Origin of the sequence: Rhizobium sp. NLR16a, from assembly GCF_017948245.1 — a bacterium.
GTDB lineage: Bacteria > Pseudomonadota > Alphaproteobacteria > Rhizobiales > Rhizobiaceae > Rhizobium.
Genome location: NZ_CP072865.1, coordinates 2,165,150 through 2,184,420 on the forward strand (window position 1 = coordinate 2,165,150; position 19,271 = coordinate 2,184,420).

Below are 19,271 nucleotides of genomic sequence, written 5' to 3' on the forward strand. Positions count from 1 at the left end.
CCACAAGGTAATCCATTGCGGGTATCTCTTCCCTATATGGCGGATGCTACACGCCGGGCAGCCGCTTCCCTCACCCGGTCAGAGTTCCGCCTTCGGGCTCTCCTTGGCCGGTACCTCAGGCCATTGTCAAAAGGGCAGAATGTTGAACAGGCGCTTGCTCGCCCTCGCCGCCCAAGTCGGCGTCACGGTCCCGGCTGCCAATGGAGGGCCGGACGATGGAGTCGGTGGCGATTGGTAGAACCGGTTGAGCATCGCGTCACACACGTAGTGCCCCCAATTCGTCAGATGCTCCGTCTCTCTGGCGCCGAGGAAATGGAGGTAGGTGCCAACCTCGGAGGGAACGACCGAGGACGGCGGCAGTGTGTAAGAGGCGTATGGCTTGAGTTCGGCGTCCTTGCTGTCGATCGACCAATAAACGCCATGGGTTCTTGCACGCAGCGCCGATTTCGCGAGATCATCGAGGCCAAGCCTATCGGCCTGTGTTGCGGCCTTGAAGCCGCCGATCAAGTCTCGTCGCCGCAACGACCTCACCTGATTGTCCGTCGTATCGAGAACGCGTTTCAGCTGGGAGAGATAGTTCCAGTAACCGCGGCTCGAGGAACGCCAAGGCGCGCCGGCGTCGCTGACAAGCAGGCAGTCGCAGCGTTTCAGCGCCGGTTCGATGCCGTGATTGTCGTAGACGCCGCCGTCGCTCAATATTGCCCGGCCCGGAGCAACCGGTTCGCCGACGGTGTCGTCGAGTTTTTCCCTCTCCCACGAAAATTGCGACAGGTCCAATCGCAGCGGTGACAACACGGGCGGAAATGCAGCTGAAGCGGCAACCGCGGTTGCGAGCGAAAGTGTCGGGTGGAACGACAAGCCGATCCTGTAATCCGCGATATAGCGGTTCGACATCCGGAAAAGCGAACCGGTGCTGAGATTGCTGGCGCAAAATACGAACCAGGGCGAGCTTGGAAGCTCGCGCAGGCTTGGCGATTTTCCATGGAACAGATGTCGCTCGTAGAGTTTCGCGGCTTCGTCCGCCGCGCTCGAAAAGGGATTGAACACGCCCTTCAGGAAGCTCGGCCCATCAGCGAATAGCTGACTGAAGGCCAGAACGTGATCCAGATATGCGGTCCTGAAGTTGACGGCGATGTCGTTCTCGAAGATCAGCCGGGGCCAGATGTAGGCGAGCAGGCCGGAAGCGATGGATCCGCCCGATACCGACGAGATCATACCGAGCTTCGCCAGAAGACCGGCCTCGTTGAGCCTCGCAAGCGAACCCGCATGGAAAAGCACGGCCCGATAGCCGCCGCCCGAAAGGCAGAGGCCGAGTTTATAACGCTCAGCGGGCTTCTCGGGGTCAACGGATCCCGACAAGACGGCATTCGATGGGGCATGCGCGTCTTCCGACATGCTCAGCCTCACTCAGGAATCTGAGTTTCCCAACATTTCCTCCTCCGGGCGAACCAGCGGTCGCTCGTCTTTGGGCCTGCGCGCTACTTACTCGTATAGCTCCGGGAGTTGGCATCGCATTTGTGCCACTCCCAGTTTATTTCGGCTTCATCCTTATAGCCATAGCACCAGTCGGCGCGATTGAGCAGCGAACCGAGTTCGTCGCGCCGTTTGCATGCCCGCAGCGTATCGGGTCCCTTGCGATCGACACTCGTGCGGCAGATGTCGTCCAGTCCTGTCCACTGATGGATCAACCGATCCGGCGCCTTTGCCCCCTTGTCCGTGGCGAGCACCTTTCCGGTCTCGGCCTCGATCTGCAGAGAGGCAGTGTTCCACACGAAAGAGAATTCGGCCATCCCGGAGGACGTCTTACCCGTGTCTCTGTTTCCGGCAAACCACTCGACAATTCCCGACATTTCGCATTTTCCGGCACAGCTGGCCGTCACGGAGCCCGGCTTGACGCTGTAGATGCGCTCCGGCCAGCGTTGGGCGAAGGCTGCCTTTTCCTCCAGGACGGCATCTTTGTCGACCGAGTTTCCGAAGAAGGAAACCTCGTCGGCATAGACGCCCTTCATAAAGGCCAACGCCGAAGCACTGTCTTTCGACCATTCGTCATTGTATCGGTTGACGAAATCAACCGCCTCCGTGGTCAGGTCGCCGGGTTCGGAGGCGGCCATTTCCTCGGGATCGCTCGGGTCTGACGGCATGTCGGCGGGTGTTGCGCTCTCCTGCGGTGCGGCGCCCGGCGGGGGCGGCGCGCTTTCCTGTGCCGAGGGCATATCCTCGGGCGTGTTGATGTTCCAGTCCCGCATTTCCGCAGCGGTGAGATACCGTATATCGGTGCTGTCGATCGACAGGCTGAGCTGCAGCAGATTGGGGCTTACCCCCATCTCGGTGAGATAGCCGATGATCTCGCCGGTCAGTGCTTGAACAGTCGAGACGGCCAACTTGTTGTCGATGGCAACATCGTCGGACAGGGAAACCCGATGCACGCCGATAGAGCCCGGCTCGGCAAATCTTTCAACGCCACCGACGAAGGCGAAGGCGCAAGCCGACGCGCACTCGGCGGCTCTGATCTGTATCGTTTTTGCATTCAGGAGGCGGAGGGCCCGGCCGAACCTGATCGCTGCGACCACGTTTCCGCCGGGCGAGTCAAAGGTGACATAGCTCGGCTGGTACTGCGTATATTCGTCGACAAGCGTCATCGCATCGTCGGAACCCTCGAACACGCCTTTTATCGTCAGGGCGCGCTCTCCCGGCGCGGTCTCCAGACGTTGGTAGGAAATGGCCGCATGCCCCTCCCCGGCTATGGCGACGAACGCCAGCAGCATCGATATCAACGAGACGAATTTCCGCATTCTTCCCCAGCCCTCGAGCACCCGTACTTCTCCTGTCGTCATTCGCAGCATTGCTTGCGCATGTCTGTATAGCCGGACGATGAAAATTACCTGCTCCACCCCAGCCTCATCCGCGACCGGCCAAAACCGATAACGGTCCGAAGAACAATAGCTTCGCAGAGAATGTTGACAGCTGCCCCAGCAGCTCAGATCAATGCACAAGGGCGATCTTCTGGCAAGCGTCACAATCAGAAGTGATGAGACAAGGTAAATGCCGGCCCTCGCCGAAAAGGATCGCAGTTCACCAGACATCATAGACGCGTGCAATTGATATCGGCTATGTCGCCTGGACCGAGGCATTTGACCAGTGAGGCAGTTCGTGACTTCTTCCTATGACGACCACGCCCTTGACCTGAGGAATGATCCCGATTTCTTCGCCCTTCTTGCCGGCAGCTACCAGCGCATTGTCGGCCGCCGTCTTGTGGAGGATGGGCAAGGGCCGGACTGGCTTTACAGCCAAGCGCCTTTCGTGGTCCTCGCGCATAATACGCTGCCCGACCCGCGCTTCATCTATGCAAACAGGACTGCGCAGAACTGCTTCGAATATAACTGGGACGAATTCATCATGCTGCCGTCGCGACTATCGGCCGAGCAGCCTGATCGCGCCGAGCGCCAGCGGCTGCTCGATGCCGTCACGCGCGATGGTTTCGTCAATAACGGCCGCGGCCTCAGGGTCGCGAAATCGGGCCGCCGTTTCTGGGTCGAAAATTTCACTGTCTGGCAGCTTATCGATGAGACGGGCAAGCGGTTGGGCCAGGCTGCGATATTTTCATCGTGGCGGGACGCGTAGTTCCTACGGTTTCACGCGGTCCGGATGCGCTGCCTGAAAGGCGGGGAGTTCAGCGCATCTGGCGTCGATATCGCTGATGCGTCTGAAAGCAGTCATATCAACGCCCCAGCGGCGGGCATTGTAGACTTGGGGAACAAGGCAGAGATCGGCGATCGACGGCCTGCCGCCAAAGCTGAACGCGCCATCGGATTCGCCGAGCATGATCTCCAGCTTGCGAAGTCCATCGCCGATGAAATGCTTCATCCATTCCTCGCGAGCCTCGGCCTTGTCGGTCAGCGTCAGAAGATGCGAGACGACATGGAGGTTGCAGATCGGATGGATGTCCATGGCCATCGCATATGCGAGGGCGCGCACTCTGTGGCGATCGAAGCTATCCGATGGCAGCAATCCGTATTCCGGCCGAGACTCGGCCAGATATTCGATGATGGCCAGCGACTGTGTCAGCGTTTTCCCATCCATCACCAGTGTCGGCACGAGCCCCTGCGGGTTGAGCGCGAGGTAGTCCGGCATCTTGTGCGCACCGTCGAGCAAGTTGATCGGCACCGTCTGATAGTCGAGGCCCAGAAGATTGAGCGCGATCCGCACGCGATAACTCGCCGATGATCGCCAGTAATCGTAGAGAATGATCTCGTTCATCCCCCGGCAGCTCCCTCGTATCTTCCCACCATCTGCTCGATTGCCCCGAAGATCGAATGGCCGGCATGATCCTTCATCTCGATGCGGACCTGGTCGCCGAACCTCATGAAGGGGGTCTTCGGCGATCCGCTCTCGATGGCCTCGATCATTCTCAATTCGGCAATGCAGGAGTATCCATCTCCTCCCACGCCCACCGGCTTGCCGGGGCCGCCGTCGAGCTTGTTGGAGATCGTGCCGGAGCCGATGATCGTACCGGCCACGAGGTGGCGGGTTTTGGCGGCATGGGCAATCAGCTGGCCGAAGTCGAATGTCATGTCGACGCCGGCATTCGCCTTGCCGAACGGCTTGCCATTCAAGCTTACGAGCAGCGGCAGATGCAGCTTGCCGCCATCCCAGACGGCCCCAAGCTCGTCCGGCGTCACCGCAACCGGAGAAAATGCCGAAGCGGGCTTGGACTGGAAGAAACCGAAGCCCTTGGCAAGCTCCTCCGGGATCAGGCCGCGCAGCGACACGTCGTTGACGAGCATCAGCAGCTGGATGGCGCCGCGCGCAGCCTCGGGGCTGGCTCCCATGGCAACATCGCCGGTGATAACGGCAACCTCGCCCTCCATGTCGATCCCGTAGGCCTCATCCGCCACGAGGATCGGATCGCGCGGCGCGAGGAAACCATCCGAGCCGCCTTGATACATCAGCGGATCGGTCCAGAAGCTTGCCGGCATTTCGGCGCCGCGCGCCTTGCGCACCAGTTCGACGTGGTTGACGTAGGCCGAGCCGTCGGCCCATTGATAGGCGCGCGGCAAAGGCGATGCGGCGTCGTGTTCGTGAAAGCGGATGGTCGGCTGAGCCCCCGTCTCGATGCCTTCGGCAACCAGCCGAAGTCTCGGAGCGACATGCTCCCAGTCGTCGAGCGCCGCCTGCAGGGTGCGGGCGATGTGGCCGACCTCTGAACAGCGGGTCAGATCGCGGGAAACGACGACGAGGCGGCCGTCCCTGGTGGAGTCCTTCAAGGTCGCAAGTTTCATGTCGTAGTTCCAGTGCCGGAGGGGCGGATCTTCATTTGATGCCCGGGGTCCCATCGAACTTGCGTTCCAGGCCATCCCAGCATTCGAGGTAATCCTCCTGCAGCGTTTCGAGCTCGGCTGCGTATTTCGTCAGCTGCTGCGGGTAGCGGGTCTCGAACATGAAGGCCATTGTGTGATCGAGCTTCACCGGTTTGAGTTCGCTGTTGGACGCCTTGTCGAAGGCGAGCGCATCCGGCCCATGGGGCAGCATCATGTTGTGCAGGCTGATGCCGCCCGGCACGAAGCCCTCCTCCTTGGCGTCATACTGACCATGGATCAGGCCCATGAACTCGCTCATGATGTTGCGGTGGTACCAGGGCGGCCGGAAGGTGTGCTCGGCGACCAGCCAACGCGGCGGAAATATCACGAAATCGACATTCGCCGTACCCGCATCTTCGGTCGGCGCAGTCAGCACCGAAAAGATCGACGGATCGGGATGATCGAAGCTGATCGCGCCCACCGGCGAAAACGTTCGCAAGTCATATTTGTAAGGTGCGTAATTGCCGTGCCAGGCGACCACATCAAGCGGCGAGTGGCCGATCTCGGTGACATAGAATTTGCCGCACCATTTCACATGGACGCGGCAGGGTGTTTCCTTGTCCTCAAAGGCGGCGACCGGCGTCTTGAAGTCGCGCGGGTTTGCCAGACAATTGGCGCCGATCGGCCCGCGGTCCGGCAATGTGAATTTCGCGCCGTAGTTCTCGCAGATATAGCCACGCCAGACCGTCTGCTCGCCGACTGTCGTGACCTTGAACATCATGCCGCGGGGGACGAGGCATATCTCCAGCGGCTCGACGTCCATGATGCCCATTTCGGTGAACACTCTGATGGCGCCGAGCTGCGGCACGATCATCAGTTCGCCGTCAGCGTTGAAGAAATAATCGTCGACCATGTCTTCGTTGAAAACATAGGCATGCGCCGACATGCCGACCTGAGTCACGGCATCGCCTGCCGTAGTCATCGTCCGCACTCCCTCCAGAAAGGTCAGCTTCTCCTCAGGCGCGGGGATGGGATCCCAGCGAAGCTGGCCGAGCGGCAGCGAATGTTCGTCCAGGCAAGGCGCGGTTTTCCAGAGCGGATAGGAGGCGTTCGAGAAGCGGCGGCTGTGACGCACGCTCGGGCGAATGCGGTACAGCCAGGACCGTTCATTCGTCCCGCGCGGCGCGGTGAAGGGCGAGCCGGAAAGCTGTTCGGCATAAAGGCCGTAATTGCATTTCTGCGGGCTGTTCTGGCCCTGCGGCAAAGCGCCGGGCAGCGACTCCGTCTCGAAGTCGTTGCCGAAACCCGGCATATATTTCAGCCTGTTTGCCGTCGCCGCTTCCGCATCGGCGGCCTGGATCGATGTCTGGTCCATGCTCAACTCCTCCCCGAAAACTCTACTGCGCCGTAGAGTTTACTCCGCTGCCGTGCCGATGACACCACGCTTGATCTGATCGGCTTCGATCGACTCGAAAAGCGCACGGAAGTTGCCTTCGCCGAAGCCCTCATCACCCTTGCGCTGGATGAATTCGAAGAAGATCGGGCCGATCACCGTCTTGGAAAAGATCTGCAGCAGGATTTTCGTCATGCCGCCGTTCACCACACCTTCGCCGTCGATCAGAATGCCGTGCTTCTTCATGCGGTCGATCGGCTCCCTATGGCCGTTCACACGCTCATAGGACATATCGTAATAGGTCTCGGGAGGCCCCGGCATGAAGCGCAGGCCGTTATCAGCAAGCCGGTCGGTCGCTTCGTATATATCCTCCGTTCCGACGGCGATGTGCTGAATGCCCTCGCCCCGGTACTTCTTCAGATATTCCTCGATCTGGCTGGTGTCGTCCTTCGATTCATTCAACGGTATGCGGATCTTGCCGCAGGGCGAGGTGATGGCGCGGCTGACGAGGCCGGTGATGCGCCCATCAATATCGAAGAAGTGGATCTGCTTGAAGTTGAACAGATTGCGGTAGAAATCCCACCACTTGTCCATGTTGCCGCGGAAGACGTTATGGGTGAGATGGTCGAGATAATAAAAGCCAATCCCGGTGGGATTCGGATTGGGCTCGCCAAGCCAATCGAACTCAGCCTCGTAAGCCGATCCCTTTGCCCCATAGGTCTCGACGAAATAGAGCAGCGAGCCGCCAATGCCGACAATCGCGGGAACGTCGAGCACTTTGTCATTTCCTTCATAGGGAACGGCGCCATTCGACACGGCGTGATCGAAGGCGTGCCTGGCATCGACCACGCGCCAGGCCATCGATGGAGCGCAGGGACCATGCTTTGCGACGAAACGGGCCGCATGGCTGCCGGGCTCGGCATTGAGGACATAATTGATGTCGCCCTGGCGCCAGACGGTAATGTTTTTCGTCTTATGCCTGGCAACCGCTACATAACCCATGCGCGTGAAGAGCTCGCTGAGCTTCTCAGGCTCGGGGTGGGCGAATTCGACGAATTCGAAGCCGTCGGTGCCGGCCGGATTGTCGGCGGTGATTTCCGACGGAGGTGCATCATGCGGGAACGGACCCATTTTCTTTTCCTCCAGAGGAGACTGCATTTTCTATGCAAACTATGGCTCAAAACACGCGCAAAGTTCTTGCGTTCTTGATGCAGAAGGAACAAATTATGCACGACCTGTGAGCATTATGGAGATTTTGCGCAATGGATGAGCCCCTCGACAAGTTGGATATGCGCCTCCTCTTGGAACTTCAAAAGGATGGCAGGCTCACGAATAACGAGCTAGGTGAGCGGATCGCGCTTTCACCGTCGCAATGCTCACGCCGGCGCACCAGACTGGAAGCCGAGGGATATATTCGCAGCTACCGTGCCCACCTCGATCGGGAGAAGCTGGGGCTCGATATGCTGGTGGTCATTTCCGTCACGCTTGCGACCCACAACCGAGACAATGCCCGTCGATTTTCGCAACTGATCAACGGCCTGCCCGAGGTTCTCGAAGCCTATGCGCTGACCGGCGAAATGGACTATCACCTCAAGGTGGCGACCCGTGGGCTCGCCGATCTGTCGAAGTTCGTCAACGACGTTCTGCTGCCGCACGAATCCGTGCAGCACGTGAAAACCTCAATCGTGCTCGACACGCTGAAAACGTTCGAAGGCTATCCGGTGATGACGCCGGGCAGCCGGCATGGCGACAGCGCGCGATGATTTCGTCGCCGTGCTCAGAGCGGCAGTTCGGTGGAGAATTTCAGCTCGCGCAACACGAAGCTCGATACGACGGTTCGCACATGCGGATTGCGCATGAGATAGCGGGTCATGAAGGCTTCGTAGCTTTCGACGTCCTTCGCCCTTATCTTCAGCATGTAATCGAAGGCGCCCGACAAGGCGTAGCACTCCATGATCTCCGGCCGCTCCAGCACCACTGAAGCGAAAGAAGCCACCGCCTCCTCATGGTGATCCTCCAGCGTGACGTGGGCAATCACGCAGAGCTTGAGATCGAGTTTGCCGGGATCGAGCAACGTCACGCGCTTACGGATGACGCCGTCGGCTTCGAGTTCCTGGATCTTCCGCCAGGCCGAACTCTGCGACATGCCGGCCTTTTCAGCCAGGTCCGCCAGCGACAGGGTGCCGTCGGCCTGGATCAGCTGCAGAAGCTTGCGGCGGAAATTCCCAGTTTCTTTCATTTTAGCCGTCGCATTCGAAAATATCGCCCACCACTATGGCGATAACCGGCATGAAAGAAAAGAAAATCCGTCAAACACGGAGCATAATGGCAGAAATATCGCCATTCCCGGGAGGATCAGCCAATGACCAAGGAAAGCAGCTACACCGCCAAACTGCCCGGCCCGGACGGCCTCTATGACTACACCCCCGAAGAAGATGCAATCTGGGGCGAACTCTACCGGCGTCAGATGAAGCTCTTGGCCGACAAGGCTTGCCAGGAATATCTGGACGGCGTCAAATTGCTGGGGCTCAGACCGGAGAAAGTGCCTCAGCTCCTCGATGTGAACAGACGCCTGAATGAGACCACCGGTTTCGGCGTCGAAGGCGTGCCGGCGCTCATTCCGCCTTCGCGCTTCTATGAACTTCTGTCGCAGGGCAAGTTCCCGCTGGCGACCTTCCTGCGCCGCCGCGAGCATATCGATTATATTGAGGAACCGGATCTGTTCCACGAAGTGTTCGGCCATTGCCCGCTGCTGACCAACCAGAGCTATGCCAATTTCGTCCGGCATTTTGGCGAAACTGCCATGCACCTCGGCAAGGGCTATTCATGGCATCTGTTCCGGATTTTCTGGTTCACCGTCGAATTCGGCCTGATCAACACACCGCAAGGACGCCGATGCTTCGGCGCCGGTATCGTCTCCTCGCCGAGCGAAGCGAAGGCGGCAACGGAAGGCACGGCGTGCGAATTCCGGCCGTTCGATTTGATGAGCGTGCTCCGGACGCCCTACCGCATCGATATCCTCCAGCCGATCTACTATGTCATCGACAGCTTTGCCGATCTCGAGTCGATCGTGGAGCAGGATATCGGCGGCGCGATCCTCAAGGCGAAATCGCTGGGAGATTTCGCCCCGGCTTTCGAAGCCAAGGCTTCGTAATCCTGACGCGGCGGTAGCGTGTGAGTAGTCGTCAGATCCTGCGTTTCACTTCGGATCGGCGGAGCTGCGATTGACGAATTCGACGCGGACGCCCGGCTTGACCATGCCGGCCAGCTCTTCGGCGTCCCAATTCGTCAGCCGTACGCAGCCATGCGAGCCGATCTTGTCGATGAGCTTCGGCTCCGGCGTCCCGTGTATGCCATAGGTCGGCTCCGTCAAATCGATCCAAACGCTGCCGACCGGACCGTTCGGTCCCTTCGGGATTGTTAGAACCTTGTCGTTCTTCCCCTGCTTGAAGTTGCGCTTCGGATCATATCGGTACACTGGCATTCGCGCGACACCCTTGACCTTGTGCTTTCCTGAGGGCGCCGGATTGTCCTCGCTGCCGATGGTCGCGGGATAGACGGCAAGCAGCGATCCATCCTCGCCATAGGCCAGCACCTGCCCTGCCTTCTTGTCAGCCTCGATGCTTTTGACCTTGCCTTGCCTGGGAGGGCCCGGATTAACGACCCACACCTTGTCGCCGGGCGCGAACTGCGAACCCGGGTTGAGCGCGTTCAAGAGATCGAGATCCATGTGGAAGCGCTCGGACAGCTTCTCCGCAACGCTGGTATAGCCGAGGCTCTGCATCTTTGCCTTCTCGCCGTAATCCTCAGGAATTCTGTCAACGAGCCCCGTGGCGTCCTCCGGCGAGACGACATAGCTTTCGATGATGGCCGAATTGTCTTCCAAGCGGGAGGCGACATCCGGATCCGGCCTGCCGTCGACAGGAAGCTTGTTCATCGCCTCGAACCCGGCCACAGCCTTGTCGACGTTCTCGCCGGAGAGACCATCGATCACGCCGGGAGAGGAGCCGGCACGGTCGAGCAGGACCTGGAGGCGGACGATCGCCGGATCCGGATCTGACGGCGACAGCTTTCCTTTCCCGATGTCGGCAAGGGAAGCGGCATTGATCGCTTCGGGACGAAGCTCCCGCGCGACGGCGCCGCCAACGGAGAGGGCCAGAGCGAGCAGCGACATCGGCAGGGCTGTCTTCATGGACAACAAATGGCCGACGTGGGAATTTGTTCCCACGTCGGGCCGGCGTTGTCGACGCAGCATCTACAAGTCCGCGAGACTCCGGTCACTGCGCCTTCGCTTGCTTCCTGGCTTCGCGTGATCTTGCGGCGTGCCGGGCGGGCCTCAGTTCTTCGATCGTCGGCTGCCACCATTCGGCATTTCGACGGGGAGACGTTTTCGCAGGCCAGGTACGGACAAGTTCGTCGAATGTCGGCACCCGCCAAACTCCCCAGAGATGATCCTCGGTGACACCGGGATAGAAGTCCGCGACCAGAGCCGGATCGACCAGTTCGCCGGTGATATAAGTAAAAACAACGATCCCATACGCGGTCGCCACCGGACGTCCTGTCGGCGGCAGGTCGTCGGCCGCAAGGGGGTAACGGCGTCGCTTGCGTTCCGCTGCGCGAAGCCTGCTGCGCACCTCCCCTTCGGTTCCCTTCCGCTCCTCGGCACGCCGTCGCCTCTCCTCCGGTTCGTTTCTGCGAGCCGCCGCTTCGATGTCGGGCCATCTGCGTCGCAGTTCCTCATAGGATCGAAAGGGCACGTGCCATATTCGAAGATCGCCGTCCCATAACGAGAACGGCACCTCGCGCAGCTCATCGACGACAGTTTTTGAATAAGGCGTGCGGATTCGAAAGCCGGCCTTGCCGAGTTCCAGATATGGACTGTCGATGGGATCGAAGGCGAAGGCATCGCGCCCCTTCGCATCCGCATGCGCGTCGGCTTCGGCCTCCAGCTCGGCAAGCCATCGACCGATGCGACGGGACGCGGTTCGGCCGGGAACGAACCAGGCTTTTCGCACGTCGTTCCAGCGGGCACGAGGGAAACGGTTCCGGAACTGGTCGACCGTTATCCTGTCGTAAGGAAAGGAAACCTCTGCACCTGGCTTCGGCTCATGGTCACCGAGCGACTTCTCGTCCCGGTCAGCGGGCGATTTTGTTTCGATCATAGGGGGAGAACGCTCCCGCGCCAGGATCGGTTTCCTCGGGCCGTGCGTCGCCTTAACGACGCTAGTGAACCGTCTTCGACGGCTTCTGCGGGTGCGAAATGTTATGCAGCGTCGCCATGAGCTTTTCGAACTCGTTCAAGACACGGTTGAACTCGGCGTCCGGCATCGTGACGATTTCCGATACCGTCGAAGAAACCGACGCGATCAGTTTATCGATCCAAACGCAGCGATCGGCCGGCACATTTCCGAGAATATCGCGACGAAGTATCTTCAACTCGCGAAGAATGCGAACGATAAGGGCTCCGCGCTCCGCCCTGCTCAAGAACGGAAGCCTTGTCTGCGCTTGGTGGATTTCTGCTATCAGCGTCGTCGCCATCCCCGCTCTCCGCCCCCTCAAATGCAACCGGATATCACAACCGGTGCGATTACAACACGGACTTTAGTCTGGCTAGGCGGCACGGTTCCATTTTGTACGGGCTGCCCGGCCATGGTTAATTGCTCGTCGCGACCAGATCCGACATGTCGCAATTGCGGCGTGGACCATCCCATGGCTGATAGGTGTTGTCTTCCGGCCGATACGATCTGTATCGGGCGGCACATCGGGCTGCCGCCTGCGCATTGACTTTCGTGCGGCCGTCTTCAGGGCTTGCGGCGATATTCTGCTGGAACGGTGAGGAGCATTCGCGGATCTCGCCCTTATAGGATCGGTAGCTGTTGGTCACAGGATCGAAGGAACGGTAGCGCTTGGCGCACCAGGCAAGGTGCTCGGCGGCGAATTTTGGCTGCGGTGCCTGCAGTTCTGTCGACGGACGAGCGGGTTGCGAAGCCATACTTGGCGCGACGGTCGCCGGAGCCTCGGTGACATAGCTGGAATAGACCGGCGGAATTCGCTCATAATGCTGCCGACGTGGATCGACCTTCACCGGACTCGTCGTCCATAGATCGGGGGCGGCAAGGTCCGTGAGCGCGGGCGGTCCGGAATCCGCCACCACATGCGAGGCAACGGAGGCCGCTGCCATGCAGGCGCCAACCGAGCTGACGATGCCGAAGGCGACGGTCGCAATGGCATTCATCAGCTCGCTCCCTGCTGTTGTGCCTGGGGGACCCAGACACGCGGCCCGGCGCTGCTGTGACCGCCGGTGGCGACCAGCACGGCGATAATGCCGGCGATCGCCAAGAGGATGGCGATCAGCGGCACGGCGAGACCAGCGGATTTCTCTTCGGAATAGATCATGTTCCCTCTCCTCGATCCGTGCGGCCGCACGACGACGCTGTCGTCCATCGTGCGGCCAACCTCAAAGCTGATGTGCGAAAGGAAGACGCGGCAGGGCCACGTGAACAATCACGTCACTTGATCACCTGAATCACCTTGCGGGACGAGGGTTCGACAATGACACGCTCGTCATTGACCACCGCGTAGGCATATGTCGGATCGTCCGGAACGGGTGTCACCACGACCGTTTCCGGCAGTGGCTGGCCGACGACCACCTTTTCCTTCACAACGACGCGTGCCGACGGTGCCGGAGCCTCGCGGACATAGGTGACGACCTTCTCAGGCGGCGGATCGATCGCCGTGCCGACGACTGCGCCGGCAACGCCGCCGATGGCAGCACCGGCGGGACCACCGACGATGGCTCCGGTGATTGCGCCACCAGCCGCACCATTCACGGTCGAGGACTGGGCGAATGCGACACCTGACATCAGGGTCATGGCAGTTGCCGCGCCTGCAATAAGCTTGAAGAGCATCTTTTCCTCCTTGCCTTTCAATGCGGCCTGCTTGCCGCTGCCAAACCAACTTGCTGGCAACGAGGTCGTTCCACGCCCCGGACCTCGGTCTGAGGCATCCCGGCCCTTGGTCTGGATTTCAATATTCGTTGGCGGCGCTATTCTCGAGCCGAACGCCATCGCATCGCCGGCTTGGGCAGGAGGCCGAAGGAGATGACACGATCCAACCGCCGGGAAGCTGGACGCAGGCGCCTGGCCATGCGTCTGCCGCAAATGCGGACGCTGATCATGCAGGCACGGGACCCGTGGCAGCTCGAGCTTTTCGAGGCCTATCAGATGGCAGTCGAAGCGCGTGATCGGCTTAGAAGACGACGGTTCAATTTGAAGCTGGTGCGGGAATATGACGAAACCTGTGTCGAGATCGAACAGCACGTCATCGGCGCGATCCATGCCCCTCCCCACCCCAACGACAGCCTCATCCCCTAATCGGCGACCGTCAGTTCAATCCAGGCGGCAGGGCAATGTTGTCCGTACGAGCCCCGGCACCGGCTATCCGCGCGCAAGAGGATGCCGGAAGGGGTTAAGGGGTCCGGCCGGAGACGACCAGGGCGCTCATGCTGCCGCAAGGGCGGGCGCCATGGCGGGACGCCACCCGCTCGGCCACCTCATCAACAATCTCCGACATGCGCTCCGGTGCCCGCGATTCAATTTCTCCGCTGAGCGGCGTGCCCCGGCAGAAAGCGGTCGCGACATCATGTGCTGTGGCCGCGGCAGAGGTCAGTTCGAGCCGTTCGCAGGAAACGGCCTCGAAGCCCGCCGATGACACTTCAGCCTTGATCGAGCCAGGGTCGAAATACGAATATGGCAGGCGCCTCAGGAAATCTGGAGGATCCGGCGGGAAGATGCCTGCCAGACATTCGTCCACACATCGTGCGAAATCGTTGGCAGCAAGCGAATCCCACGTCGAAAACAGGAAATGGCCTCCGCTCCGCAACACTCTTTTCGCCTCGCGATAAGCCTTCGGCTTGTCAGGAAAGAACATGACACCGAACTGGCACGCGACGAGATCGAACATCAAATGGGCGAACGGCAGATCCTGCGCATCCGCGTGCATCCAATGCGTTCGCGACATCGTCAGTGATGGTGCGCCGACATCGATCATCGCCTGGCTGAAATCGGTGGCAACGATCTCGGCCGTCGGATCGAGCTTCGCCCGCAGAGCGCGGGTCAAAGCGCCAGTCCCCGCCGCGACTTCGAGCACGCTGACCGGCTTCGACCGTTCGGCGACGATTGCCATCTCCGACGCGTAGGGCTCGAAAAGAATCGGTACGAGAAGGGCCTGGTAAAGGTCGGCGACGCCTGCCCCGAACGGTGTGGGTGACGCGACAAATGCGGCGTCTGCGCCGCCTTCGATGTTCGCAGAAGTTGTCACCATAAGCCTCCAAACCCAACTCCATCAGAACTGAAATATGGCTGAACCCGCTGTTGTCCACGGGGACGGACCTTGGTCCCAGGCCCCTTCGACCGAAGTCCCCGTAGAGGAACGACGCGCCTGACCGCGTCGTTTGAAGGATACGTAAGGAGATCCGCACATGCCCCAGAGGAACAGATCCCATGCCAATGACGCTTGGAACATCTCGGTCATCGCCCTCGTCATCGTTCTGGCCGGCCTTCTCTATGTCTTCGGCGCAGCCATGTCAGGCGATAGCCTCCAATTGACCGAGAGCATCAGAGGCGCAGAGGTCTTCGATACCAGGAATCTGCCCTGATCCCGTCTGGAAAAACTCTAAAGACGCGGTAGGTTAGTCGGCAAAGTCTCATGCCGGTATCAAAATGAATTGGCTTCGCCGCTGGAATGCCCGCTCACTCGCCTCGCAATTTTTCATCGCGGGTGGCTTGGTCTCGGTCGCCGCCATGTTTCTGGTGGGCATTCTTGTTACCCATCTGATCGAGGAAGCCGTCATTCATAATTCCGGCGCGGCGACGGCGCTTTACGTCGACAGTGTGGTGGCGCCGCTGCTTCCCGACATGCAAACGGAATCTCTGCTGGACGAAGGCAGCGCTCAGGCTCTCGACGAAACGCTCGGCCAGGGGGCGCTTGGCAGGCGCCTTGTCTCTTTCAGGCTGTGGCGAAACGACGGCACCATCCTCTACTCGAACAACAAGGAACTGGTGGGCCAGAAGTTTCCCCTGAACGCCAAGCTGCAGAAGGCATTCGCCGGCTCGCTCGTTGCGCGCTACGAGATTGCCGATGACCCGGAAAGCGGTACCGAGCGCGCGATCGGCAAGCCGCTGATGGAAATCTACAATCCGGTTCTCCAGCCGTGGTCCGGCCAGGCGGTCGCTGTGCTCGAATTCTACGAGACGGCAGAAGGCCTCGGCGACAGTCTGGCGCACGCGAGGCTGCAGAGTTGGGGGGCCGTCGCCGCTCTCACAGGCATCTTTTTCCTCGTTCTCTCCGCCCTGGTGTTTCGGGGAAGCCGCACGATAGAAGCACAGCGCAGGGATCTCAAGGAACGGGTCAAGGAATTGTCTGCGCTGCTGGCGGAAAATCGCGGGTTGCAGCGGCGGCTGCAGCGCGCCTCGCAGCGCGTGGCGGCGCTGAACGAAACATATCTGCGCAGCATCGGCGCCGATCTTCACGACGGTCCGGCACAGCACATTGCCTATGCTTCACTGCGGCTGGACAGCGACTTATTGATCAACGCATCCACCGAACCCGAAGCACGGGAAAAAGAACTTGCCTGGATACGCTCGAGCCTCGCCGAAGCCATGACGGAAATCCGCAATATCTGCAGTGGCCTGGTGCTCCCGCAGATCGAAAAGTCGTCGATCACCGAGATCGTGCTGCGGGTCGTCGAAGCGCATCGGCACAAGACGGAAACCGTTGTCGAAACGATCATTGACGAGGATGGACCCGAACTCGCCGCTGCCGTAAAGATCTGTATCTATCGCTTCGTTCAGGAAGCCTTGAACAACGCCTATCGCCATGGCGGGGGCGTTCAGCAGACCGTGAAAGCCGTGTCGCACAATGGTCATGTTTGTGTGGCGGTCAGTGATCGTGGCGATGGTTTCGACCCGACGGAGGTGAGGCCGACAAGCCTCGGCCTGGTGGGGCTGCGCGAACGCATCGACAGCCTGGGGGGATCTTTCGATATCGAGACGGGCGAAGGGGGAACGACCGTGACCATGACCTTCGAGCCTATGGAAGCTGGAGACTAGAGATGACACCAATCACCGTCGGGGTCGTGGACGACCACCCGCTTTTTCGCGAGGGCGTAACGCGCAGCTTGTCGGAGATGAGCGACTTCGTGGTCATTGGCGAAGGCGCCAGCAGCGAAGACGCCGCCATGATCGCCTCGAACAACCGCCCCGATGTGATGCTTCTAGATGTTTCGATGCCCGGCGGCGGATTGGCTGCGATCGGCGATGTCCTGGCGCTGAGCCCGTCGACGAAAGTGCTGATGTTGACGGTGTCGGAGGAGGTGGACACGCTGCTCGGAGCCCTGCAGCAGGGCGCGATGGGCTACGTTCTCAAAGGTGTCGGCTCCCGCGGTCTCGCGGAAGCGATTAAAACCGTCCTCAGCGGATCGCGATATGTCTCGCCGACGATGTCGGCGAAGGCGATGGAAAATTCGCTGCAAAACGGAAACTCCGACAAGAACAGTCTGACGCCAAGGGAGCGCGAGGTGATGGATCTCGTCGCCCAGGGTCTGTCAAACAAGCATATCGGCCTGCGCCTCAACCTGCAGGAAAAGACCGTGAAGCACCATATGACACAGATCCTGAGCAAGCTCGGCGCTTCGAACAGGACCGAAGCGGCCCTGCAATGGCGCGAACGGCGATAGCGCCTGGTCGATCTGCGATCCCTACCGCGCCGTTTTCCGCATTCTGCCTCAGCGAAGGAAATTGCTCAGCCGGTTTGCGTCGCCAGCCGTCGCCTGCCTGCTTATGATCGTCCTGCCCTTCGAGTCCTTCATGATATATCGGCCACTGCGAAGGCTTTCGGTGATGCCGTTCGCGTGTCGAACGTTGATCGACCCATCGGTGCCTTCGGTCGCTCTGGCCTTCGATCCTGTCGGCGACGAGGCTGATGAGGAAGAGGATCGGGCGTTGCTGTTGGAGCTTCCACCTGCGCTGCTGCCGGAACCGCCGTTTCCGCCCCCATTGCCACTGCCTCCCCCGTTGCCACTGCCTCCCCCGTTGCCACTGCCTCCCCCGTTGCCACTGCCTCCGCCGTTGCCGCTTCCGCCGCCGTTGCCGTTCCCGTTATTGCCGTCTTTTGCCTCTGCGTGTTTCACCGACAGAACGCGAAGCGAGCCATCGAGATTGATTGTCACAGGCGATGCGGCAACTACCAAGGCCACAGCCGCGCTGCCGCCCAATCTCAGAAAATCCCGTTTCGAGATAGTCAACGCCATTCCCTTGTTCATCCGTTTTTCGCCGTTCCTACGCTTATGGAAGGCCTTGAGGATTTTCGCTTTTCCGAAGCCTAAATGCAACCGGACCTAGGTACTAAGAAAAGGCAGGACTTTGGTCCGGCATGCAGTGGATGCGCCCCCAAGCGATGTCATCACAAATACTGACTCGGCGCGTATATTGTCGACATTGTCGCCGTGGTGTTGCTGGATGAGGCGCAGACGCATTTTTCTGGAACTTCTTTCCTCGTCATCGCTTTGATTATCAAAGTGCAACAGAGGACACCGCGATGCCGAACCCGAATGATTCACCCGCCGTCCAGTCCCTGCGAAAAGAGCAGGCAGAGCAGCGAAAACAGTCCCGAAAGGGTGAACTGGACAAAGCGATCGAAGACACGTTTCCCGCGTCTGATCCTGTTTCCGCCACTCATACCTCCATCCCCGCCGGTCGCAGCGATGTCGAGGCGGCTGAGCGGGTGAAGCGGGAGCCTGATCCGACCGCGCTTGACCAAGACTATCCGCTGGTCGATCAAGCCCTACGCTCCACCGGCCAAATTGCCCGCGCCTCGGACAGATTCGATGCCGACCGCGAGGAACTGCGCGCGCTTCAGAAAGAAGCCGGTCGGATGGCGGAGTCCGCCTCGGAGCTGGCGTCCGGAACAGCCCGTCTGGCAAAGGCGGAAGCTAGGAGTTTCGTCCAGGACATCGAGGATCGGATCCGCCGGCAGCCCCTGACGGCTGCAGCGATCGTCGCCGGCATCGCCTTCGTCTTCGGCGCGACGCGCTGAGAGGACCACGATGGCGAGCCAATGGACCGGCGGCTGCCTGTGCGGATCCTGCCGTTACGAATTCGCCGGCGATCCGCCGCATTCGGGATACTGCCATTGCGACATGTGCAAGAAAGCGACCGGAGGTCCTTTCGCGGTTCTTGTCCAGGCCAAGGTTGAAGATCTCGTCTGGATAAAAGCTTCCCCTGCCGTATACCGATCCTCACCCATTGCGACACGCGGCTTTTGCGGCAAATGCGGAACGCCGCTCTTCCTTCAGTATGACGGCGACGAACTGATCCGCGTGACGGTCGGCTCGCTCGATCGCCCCGACAGGATTCGCCCGGCAGGTCATTACGGCGTGGAGAGCCGGCTTGACTGGGCCAACTGCGGGCGCGGACTACCGGAGGAGGAAACTCAGGAGCGCTTCTGAAGCATGCCGCGCAAAATCATGCTGCGGCTTTGCAGCGCTGACATGCGTTTGAAGTAGACCGGTGACGCGCGACAAG

24 protein-coding genes are annotated in these 19,271 nt (G+C 60.2%); 9 read left to right on the forward strand and 15 right to left on the reverse strand.

The features are described 5' to 3' along the window. Window positions 1-126: 126 nt before the first annotated feature. Window positions 127-1,395, reverse strand: a complete 1,269-nt coding sequence (locus J7U39_RS10595) for a patatin-like phospholipase family protein (RefSeq protein WP_210628190.1) — start codon at window positions 1,393-1,395, stop codon at window positions 127-129. An 83-nt stretch (window positions 1,396-1,478) separates the two neighbouring features. Further along, window positions 1,479-2,813 (reverse strand): hypothetical protein, encoded by a 1,335-nt coding sequence (locus J7U39_RS10600; protein ID WP_210631643.1) that lies wholly within the window; start codon window positions 2,811-2,813, stop codon window positions 1,479-1,481. 337 nt (window positions 2,814-3,150) lie between these two features. On the opposite strand from J7U39_RS10600, the gene J7U39_RS10605 reads away from it, so the two are divergent. Further along, complete coding sequence (locus J7U39_RS10605; RefSeq protein WP_210628191.1) at window positions 3,151-3,621, forward strand: MEKHLA domain-containing protein; 471 nt, start codon at window positions 3,151-3,153, stop codon at window positions 3,619-3,621. A 3-nt stretch (window positions 3,622-3,624) separates the two neighbouring features. Here the strand turns inward: J7U39_RS10605 and maiA are convergent, their stop codons facing one another. From maiA to hppD, 4 genes are read right to left on the reverse strand one after another with little or no spacing between them, the layout of a single operon-like run. Then, window positions 3,625-4,257, reverse strand: a complete 633-nt coding sequence (maiA, locus tag J7U39_RS10610; protein WP_210628192.1) for a maleylacetoacetate isomerase — start codon at window positions 4,255-4,257, stop codon at window positions 3,625-3,627. Further along, window positions 4,254-5,279 carry a fumarylacetoacetate hydrolase family protein gene (locus tag J7U39_RS10615; RefSeq protein WP_210628193.1) on the reverse strand — a complete coding sequence of 342 codons (1,026 nt, stop codon included), beginning with the start codon at window positions 5,277-5,279 and terminating at the stop codon, window positions 4,254-4,256. Before J7U39_RS10615 ends, maiA begins: the two co-directional genes overlap by 4 nt. Window positions 5,280-5,310: 31 nt before the next feature. Further along, on the reverse strand, window positions 5,311-6,672 hold the full coding sequence (hmgA, locus tag J7U39_RS10620) for a homogentisate 1,2-dioxygenase (protein WP_210628194.1): 1,362 nt from the start codon (window positions 6,670-6,672) through the stop codon (window positions 5,311-5,313). A gap of 39 nt (window positions 6,673-6,711) precedes the next feature. Continuing rightward, window positions 6,712-7,821, reverse strand: coding sequence for a 4-hydroxyphenylpyruvate dioxygenase (hppD, locus tag J7U39_RS10625; RefSeq protein WP_210628195.1), 1,110 nt, complete (start codon window positions 7,819-7,821; stop codon window positions 6,712-6,714). 131 nt (window positions 7,822-7,952) lie between these two features. Between hppD and J7U39_RS10630 the strand changes: the two genes are divergently transcribed. After that, entirely contained in the window at window positions 7,953-8,453 is a 501-nt protein-coding gene (locus J7U39_RS10630; protein WP_210628196.1) for an Lrp/AsnC family transcriptional regulator, read from the forward strand. 14 nt (window positions 8,454-8,467) lie between these two features. Here the strand turns inward: J7U39_RS10630 and J7U39_RS10635 are convergent, their stop codons facing one another. Then, window positions 8,468-8,929 carry an Lrp/AsnC family transcriptional regulator gene (locus J7U39_RS10635; RefSeq protein WP_210628197.1) on the reverse strand — a complete coding sequence of 154 codons (462 nt, stop codon included), beginning with the start codon at window positions 8,927-8,929 and terminating at the stop codon, window positions 8,468-8,470. 123 nt (window positions 8,930-9,052) lie between these two features. Between J7U39_RS10635 and J7U39_RS10640 the strand changes: the two genes are divergently transcribed. Further along, window positions 9,053-9,844, forward strand: a complete 792-nt coding sequence (locus tag J7U39_RS10640; protein WP_210628198.1) for a phenylalanine 4-monooxygenase — start codon at window positions 9,053-9,055, stop codon at window positions 9,842-9,844. A gap of 45 nt (window positions 9,845-9,889) precedes the next feature. Here the strand turns inward: J7U39_RS10640 and J7U39_RS10645 are convergent, their stop codons facing one another. The 6 genes from J7U39_RS10645 to J7U39_RS10670 all read right to left on the reverse strand — a co-directional run bounded on the left by J7U39_RS10645 (window position 9,890) and on the right by J7U39_RS10670 (window position 13,598). Further along, a complete protein-coding gene (locus J7U39_RS10645) occupies window positions 9,890-10,882 on the reverse strand; it encodes a L,D-transpeptidase (protein WP_210628199.1) in 993 nt (330 codons plus the stop codon). A gap of 85 nt (window positions 10,883-10,967) precedes the next feature. Beyond that, window positions 10,968-11,852, reverse strand: a complete 885-nt coding sequence (locus tag J7U39_RS10650; protein ID WP_210628200.1) for a hypothetical protein — start codon at window positions 11,850-11,852, stop codon at window positions 10,968-10,970. Window positions 11,853-11,913: 61 nt separating this feature from the next. Beyond that, the gene (locus J7U39_RS10655; protein WP_210628201.1) at window positions 11,914-12,228 is read right to left on the reverse strand and encodes a hypothetical protein; all 315 of its coding nucleotides are present in this window, start codon (window positions 12,226-12,228) and stop codon (window positions 11,914-11,916) included. A 115-nt stretch (window positions 12,229-12,343) separates the two neighbouring features. Beyond that, the gene (locus J7U39_RS10660; RefSeq protein WP_210628202.1) at window positions 12,344-12,925 is read right to left on the reverse strand and encodes a BA14K family protein; all 582 of its coding nucleotides are present in this window, start codon (window positions 12,923-12,925) and stop codon (window positions 12,344-12,346) included. Beyond that, window positions 12,925-13,086: a hypothetical protein gene (locus J7U39_RS10665; RefSeq protein WP_210628203.1), complete on the reverse strand. Its 162-nt coding sequence runs from the start codon at window positions 13,084-13,086 to the stop codon at window positions 12,925-12,927. Before J7U39_RS10665 ends, J7U39_RS10660 begins: the two co-directional genes overlap by 1 nt. A 113-nt stretch (window positions 13,087-13,199) precedes the next feature. Next, window positions 13,200-13,598 (reverse strand): DUF1236 domain-containing protein, encoded by a 399-nt coding sequence (locus tag J7U39_RS10670; protein WP_210628204.1) that lies wholly within the window; start codon window positions 13,596-13,598, stop codon window positions 13,200-13,202. 192 nt (window positions 13,599-13,790) lie between these two features. Between J7U39_RS10670 and J7U39_RS10675 the strand changes: the two genes are divergently transcribed. Then, window positions 13,791-14,063, forward strand: coding sequence for a hypothetical protein (locus J7U39_RS10675; protein ID WP_210628205.1), 273 nt, complete (start codon window positions 13,791-13,793; stop codon window positions 14,061-14,063). A 94-nt stretch (window positions 14,064-14,157) separates the two neighbouring features. Here the strand turns inward: J7U39_RS10675 and J7U39_RS10680 are convergent, their stop codons facing one another. After that, window positions 14,158-15,009, reverse strand: coding sequence for a methyltransferase domain-containing protein (locus J7U39_RS10680; protein WP_247241663.1), 852 nt, complete (start codon window positions 15,007-15,009; stop codon window positions 14,158-14,160). A gap of 160 nt (window positions 15,010-15,169) precedes the next feature. Between J7U39_RS10680 and J7U39_RS10685 the strand changes: the two genes are divergently transcribed. From J7U39_RS10685 to J7U39_RS10695, 3 genes are all read left to right on the forward strand, one after another. Continuing rightward, the gene (locus J7U39_RS10685; RefSeq protein ID WP_210628207.1) at window positions 15,170-15,346 is read left to right on the forward strand and encodes a hypothetical protein; all 177 of its coding nucleotides are present in this window, start codon (window positions 15,170-15,172) and stop codon (window positions 15,344-15,346) included. 64 nt (window positions 15,347-15,410) lie between these two features. Next, a complete protein-coding gene (locus tag J7U39_RS10690) occupies window positions 15,411-16,799 on the forward strand; it encodes a sensor histidine kinase (RefSeq protein ID WP_210628208.1) in 1,389 nt (462 codons plus the stop codon). Between the two features lie 2 nt (window positions 16,800-16,801). Beyond that, window positions 16,802-17,425: a response regulator transcription factor gene (locus J7U39_RS10695; protein WP_210628209.1), complete on the forward strand. Its 624-nt coding sequence runs from the start codon at window positions 16,802-16,804 to the stop codon at window positions 17,423-17,425. 48 nt (window positions 17,426-17,473) lie between these two features. On the opposite strand, the gene J7U39_RS10700 is transcribed toward J7U39_RS10695, so the two are convergent. Further along, window positions 17,474-17,992 carry a hypothetical protein gene (locus J7U39_RS10700; RefSeq protein ID WP_210631644.1) on the reverse strand — a complete coding sequence of 173 codons (519 nt, stop codon included), beginning with the start codon at window positions 17,990-17,992 and terminating at the stop codon, window positions 17,474-17,476. A 293-nt stretch (window positions 17,993-18,285) separates the two neighbouring features. On the opposite strand from J7U39_RS10700, the gene J7U39_RS10705 reads away from it, so the two are divergent. Then, window positions 18,286-18,783, forward strand: a complete 498-nt coding sequence (locus J7U39_RS10705) for a hypothetical protein (protein ID WP_210628210.1) — start codon at window positions 18,286-18,288, stop codon at window positions 18,781-18,783. Window positions 18,784-18,793: 10 nt separating this feature from the next. Further along, on the forward strand, window positions 18,794-19,195 hold the full coding sequence (locus J7U39_RS10710) for a GFA family protein (RefSeq protein ID WP_210628211.1): 402 nt from the start codon (window positions 18,794-18,796) through the stop codon (window positions 19,193-19,195). Window positions 19,196-19,271 lie beyond the last annotated feature (76 nt).

Coding starts and splice junctions, on each gene's coding strand:
- J7U39_RS10595 (WP_210628190.1), bottom strand. CDS start 1,395: ATGTCGGAAGACGCGCATGCCCCATCGAATGCCGTCTTGTCGGGATCC.
- maiA (WP_210628192.1), bottom strand. CDS start 4,257: ATGAACGAGATCATTCTCTACGATTACTGGCGATCATCGGCGAGTTAT.
- J7U39_RS10615 (WP_210628193.1), bottom strand. CDS start 5,279: ATGAAACTTGCGACCTTGAAGGACTCCACCAGGGACGGCCGCCTCGTC.
- hmgA (WP_210628194.1), bottom strand. CDS start 6,672: ATGGACCAGACATCGATCCAGGCCGCCGATGCGGAAGCGGCGACGGCA.
- hppD (WP_210628195.1), bottom strand. CDS start 7,821: ATGGGTCCGTTCCCGCATGATGCACCTCCGTCGGAAATCACCGCCGAC.
- J7U39_RS10630 (WP_210628196.1), top strand. CDS start 7,953: ATGGATGAGCCCCTCGACAAGTTGGATATGCGCCTCCTCTTGGAACTT.
- J7U39_RS10635 (WP_210628197.1), bottom strand. CDS start 8,929: ATGAAAGAAACTGGGAATTTCCGCCGCAAGCTTCTGCAGCTGATCCAG.
- J7U39_RS10640 (WP_210628198.1), top strand. CDS start 9,053: ATGACCAAGGAAAGCAGCTACACCGCCAAACTGCCCGGCCCGGACGGC.
- J7U39_RS10645 (WP_210628199.1), bottom strand. CDS start 10,882: ATGAAGACAGCCCTGCCGATGTCGCTGCTCGCTCTGGCCCTCTCCGTT.
- J7U39_RS10650 (WP_210628200.1), bottom strand. CDS start 11,852: ATGATCGAAACAAAATCGCCCGCTGACCGGGACGAGAAGTCGCTCGGT.
- J7U39_RS10655 (WP_210628201.1), bottom strand. CDS start 12,228: ATGGCGACGACGCTGATAGCAGAAATCCACCAAGCGCAGACAAGGCTT.
- J7U39_RS10660 (WP_210628202.1), bottom strand. CDS start 12,925: ATGAATGCCATTGCGACCGTCGCCTTCGGCATCGTCAGCTCGGTTGGC.
- J7U39_RS10665 (WP_210628203.1), bottom strand. CDS start 13,086: ATGATCTATTCCGAAGAGAAATCCGCTGGTCTCGCCGTGCCGCTGATC.
- J7U39_RS10670 (WP_210628204.1), bottom strand. CDS start 13,598: ATGCTCTTCAAGCTTATTGCAGGCGCGGCAACTGCCATGACCCTGATG.
- J7U39_RS10675 (WP_210628205.1), top strand. CDS start 13,791: ATGACACGATCCAACCGCCGGGAAGCTGGACGCAGGCGCCTGGCCATG.
- J7U39_RS10685 (WP_210628207.1), top strand. CDS start 15,170: ATGCCCCAGAGGAACAGATCCCATGCCAATGACGCTTGGAACATCTCG.
- J7U39_RS10690 (WP_210628208.1), top strand. CDS start 15,411: ATGAATTGGCTTCGCCGCTGGAATGCCCGCTCACTCGCCTCGCAATTT.
- J7U39_RS10695 (WP_210628209.1), top strand. CDS start 16,802: ATGACACCAATCACCGTCGGGGTCGTGGACGACCACCCGCTTTTTCGC.
- J7U39_RS10705 (WP_210628210.1), top strand. CDS start 18,286: ATGCCGAACCCGAATGATTCACCCGCCGTCCAGTCCCTGCGAAAAGAG.
- J7U39_RS10710 (WP_210628211.1), top strand. CDS start 18,794: ATGGCGAGCCAATGGACCGGCGGCTGCCTGTGCGGATCCTGCCGTTAC.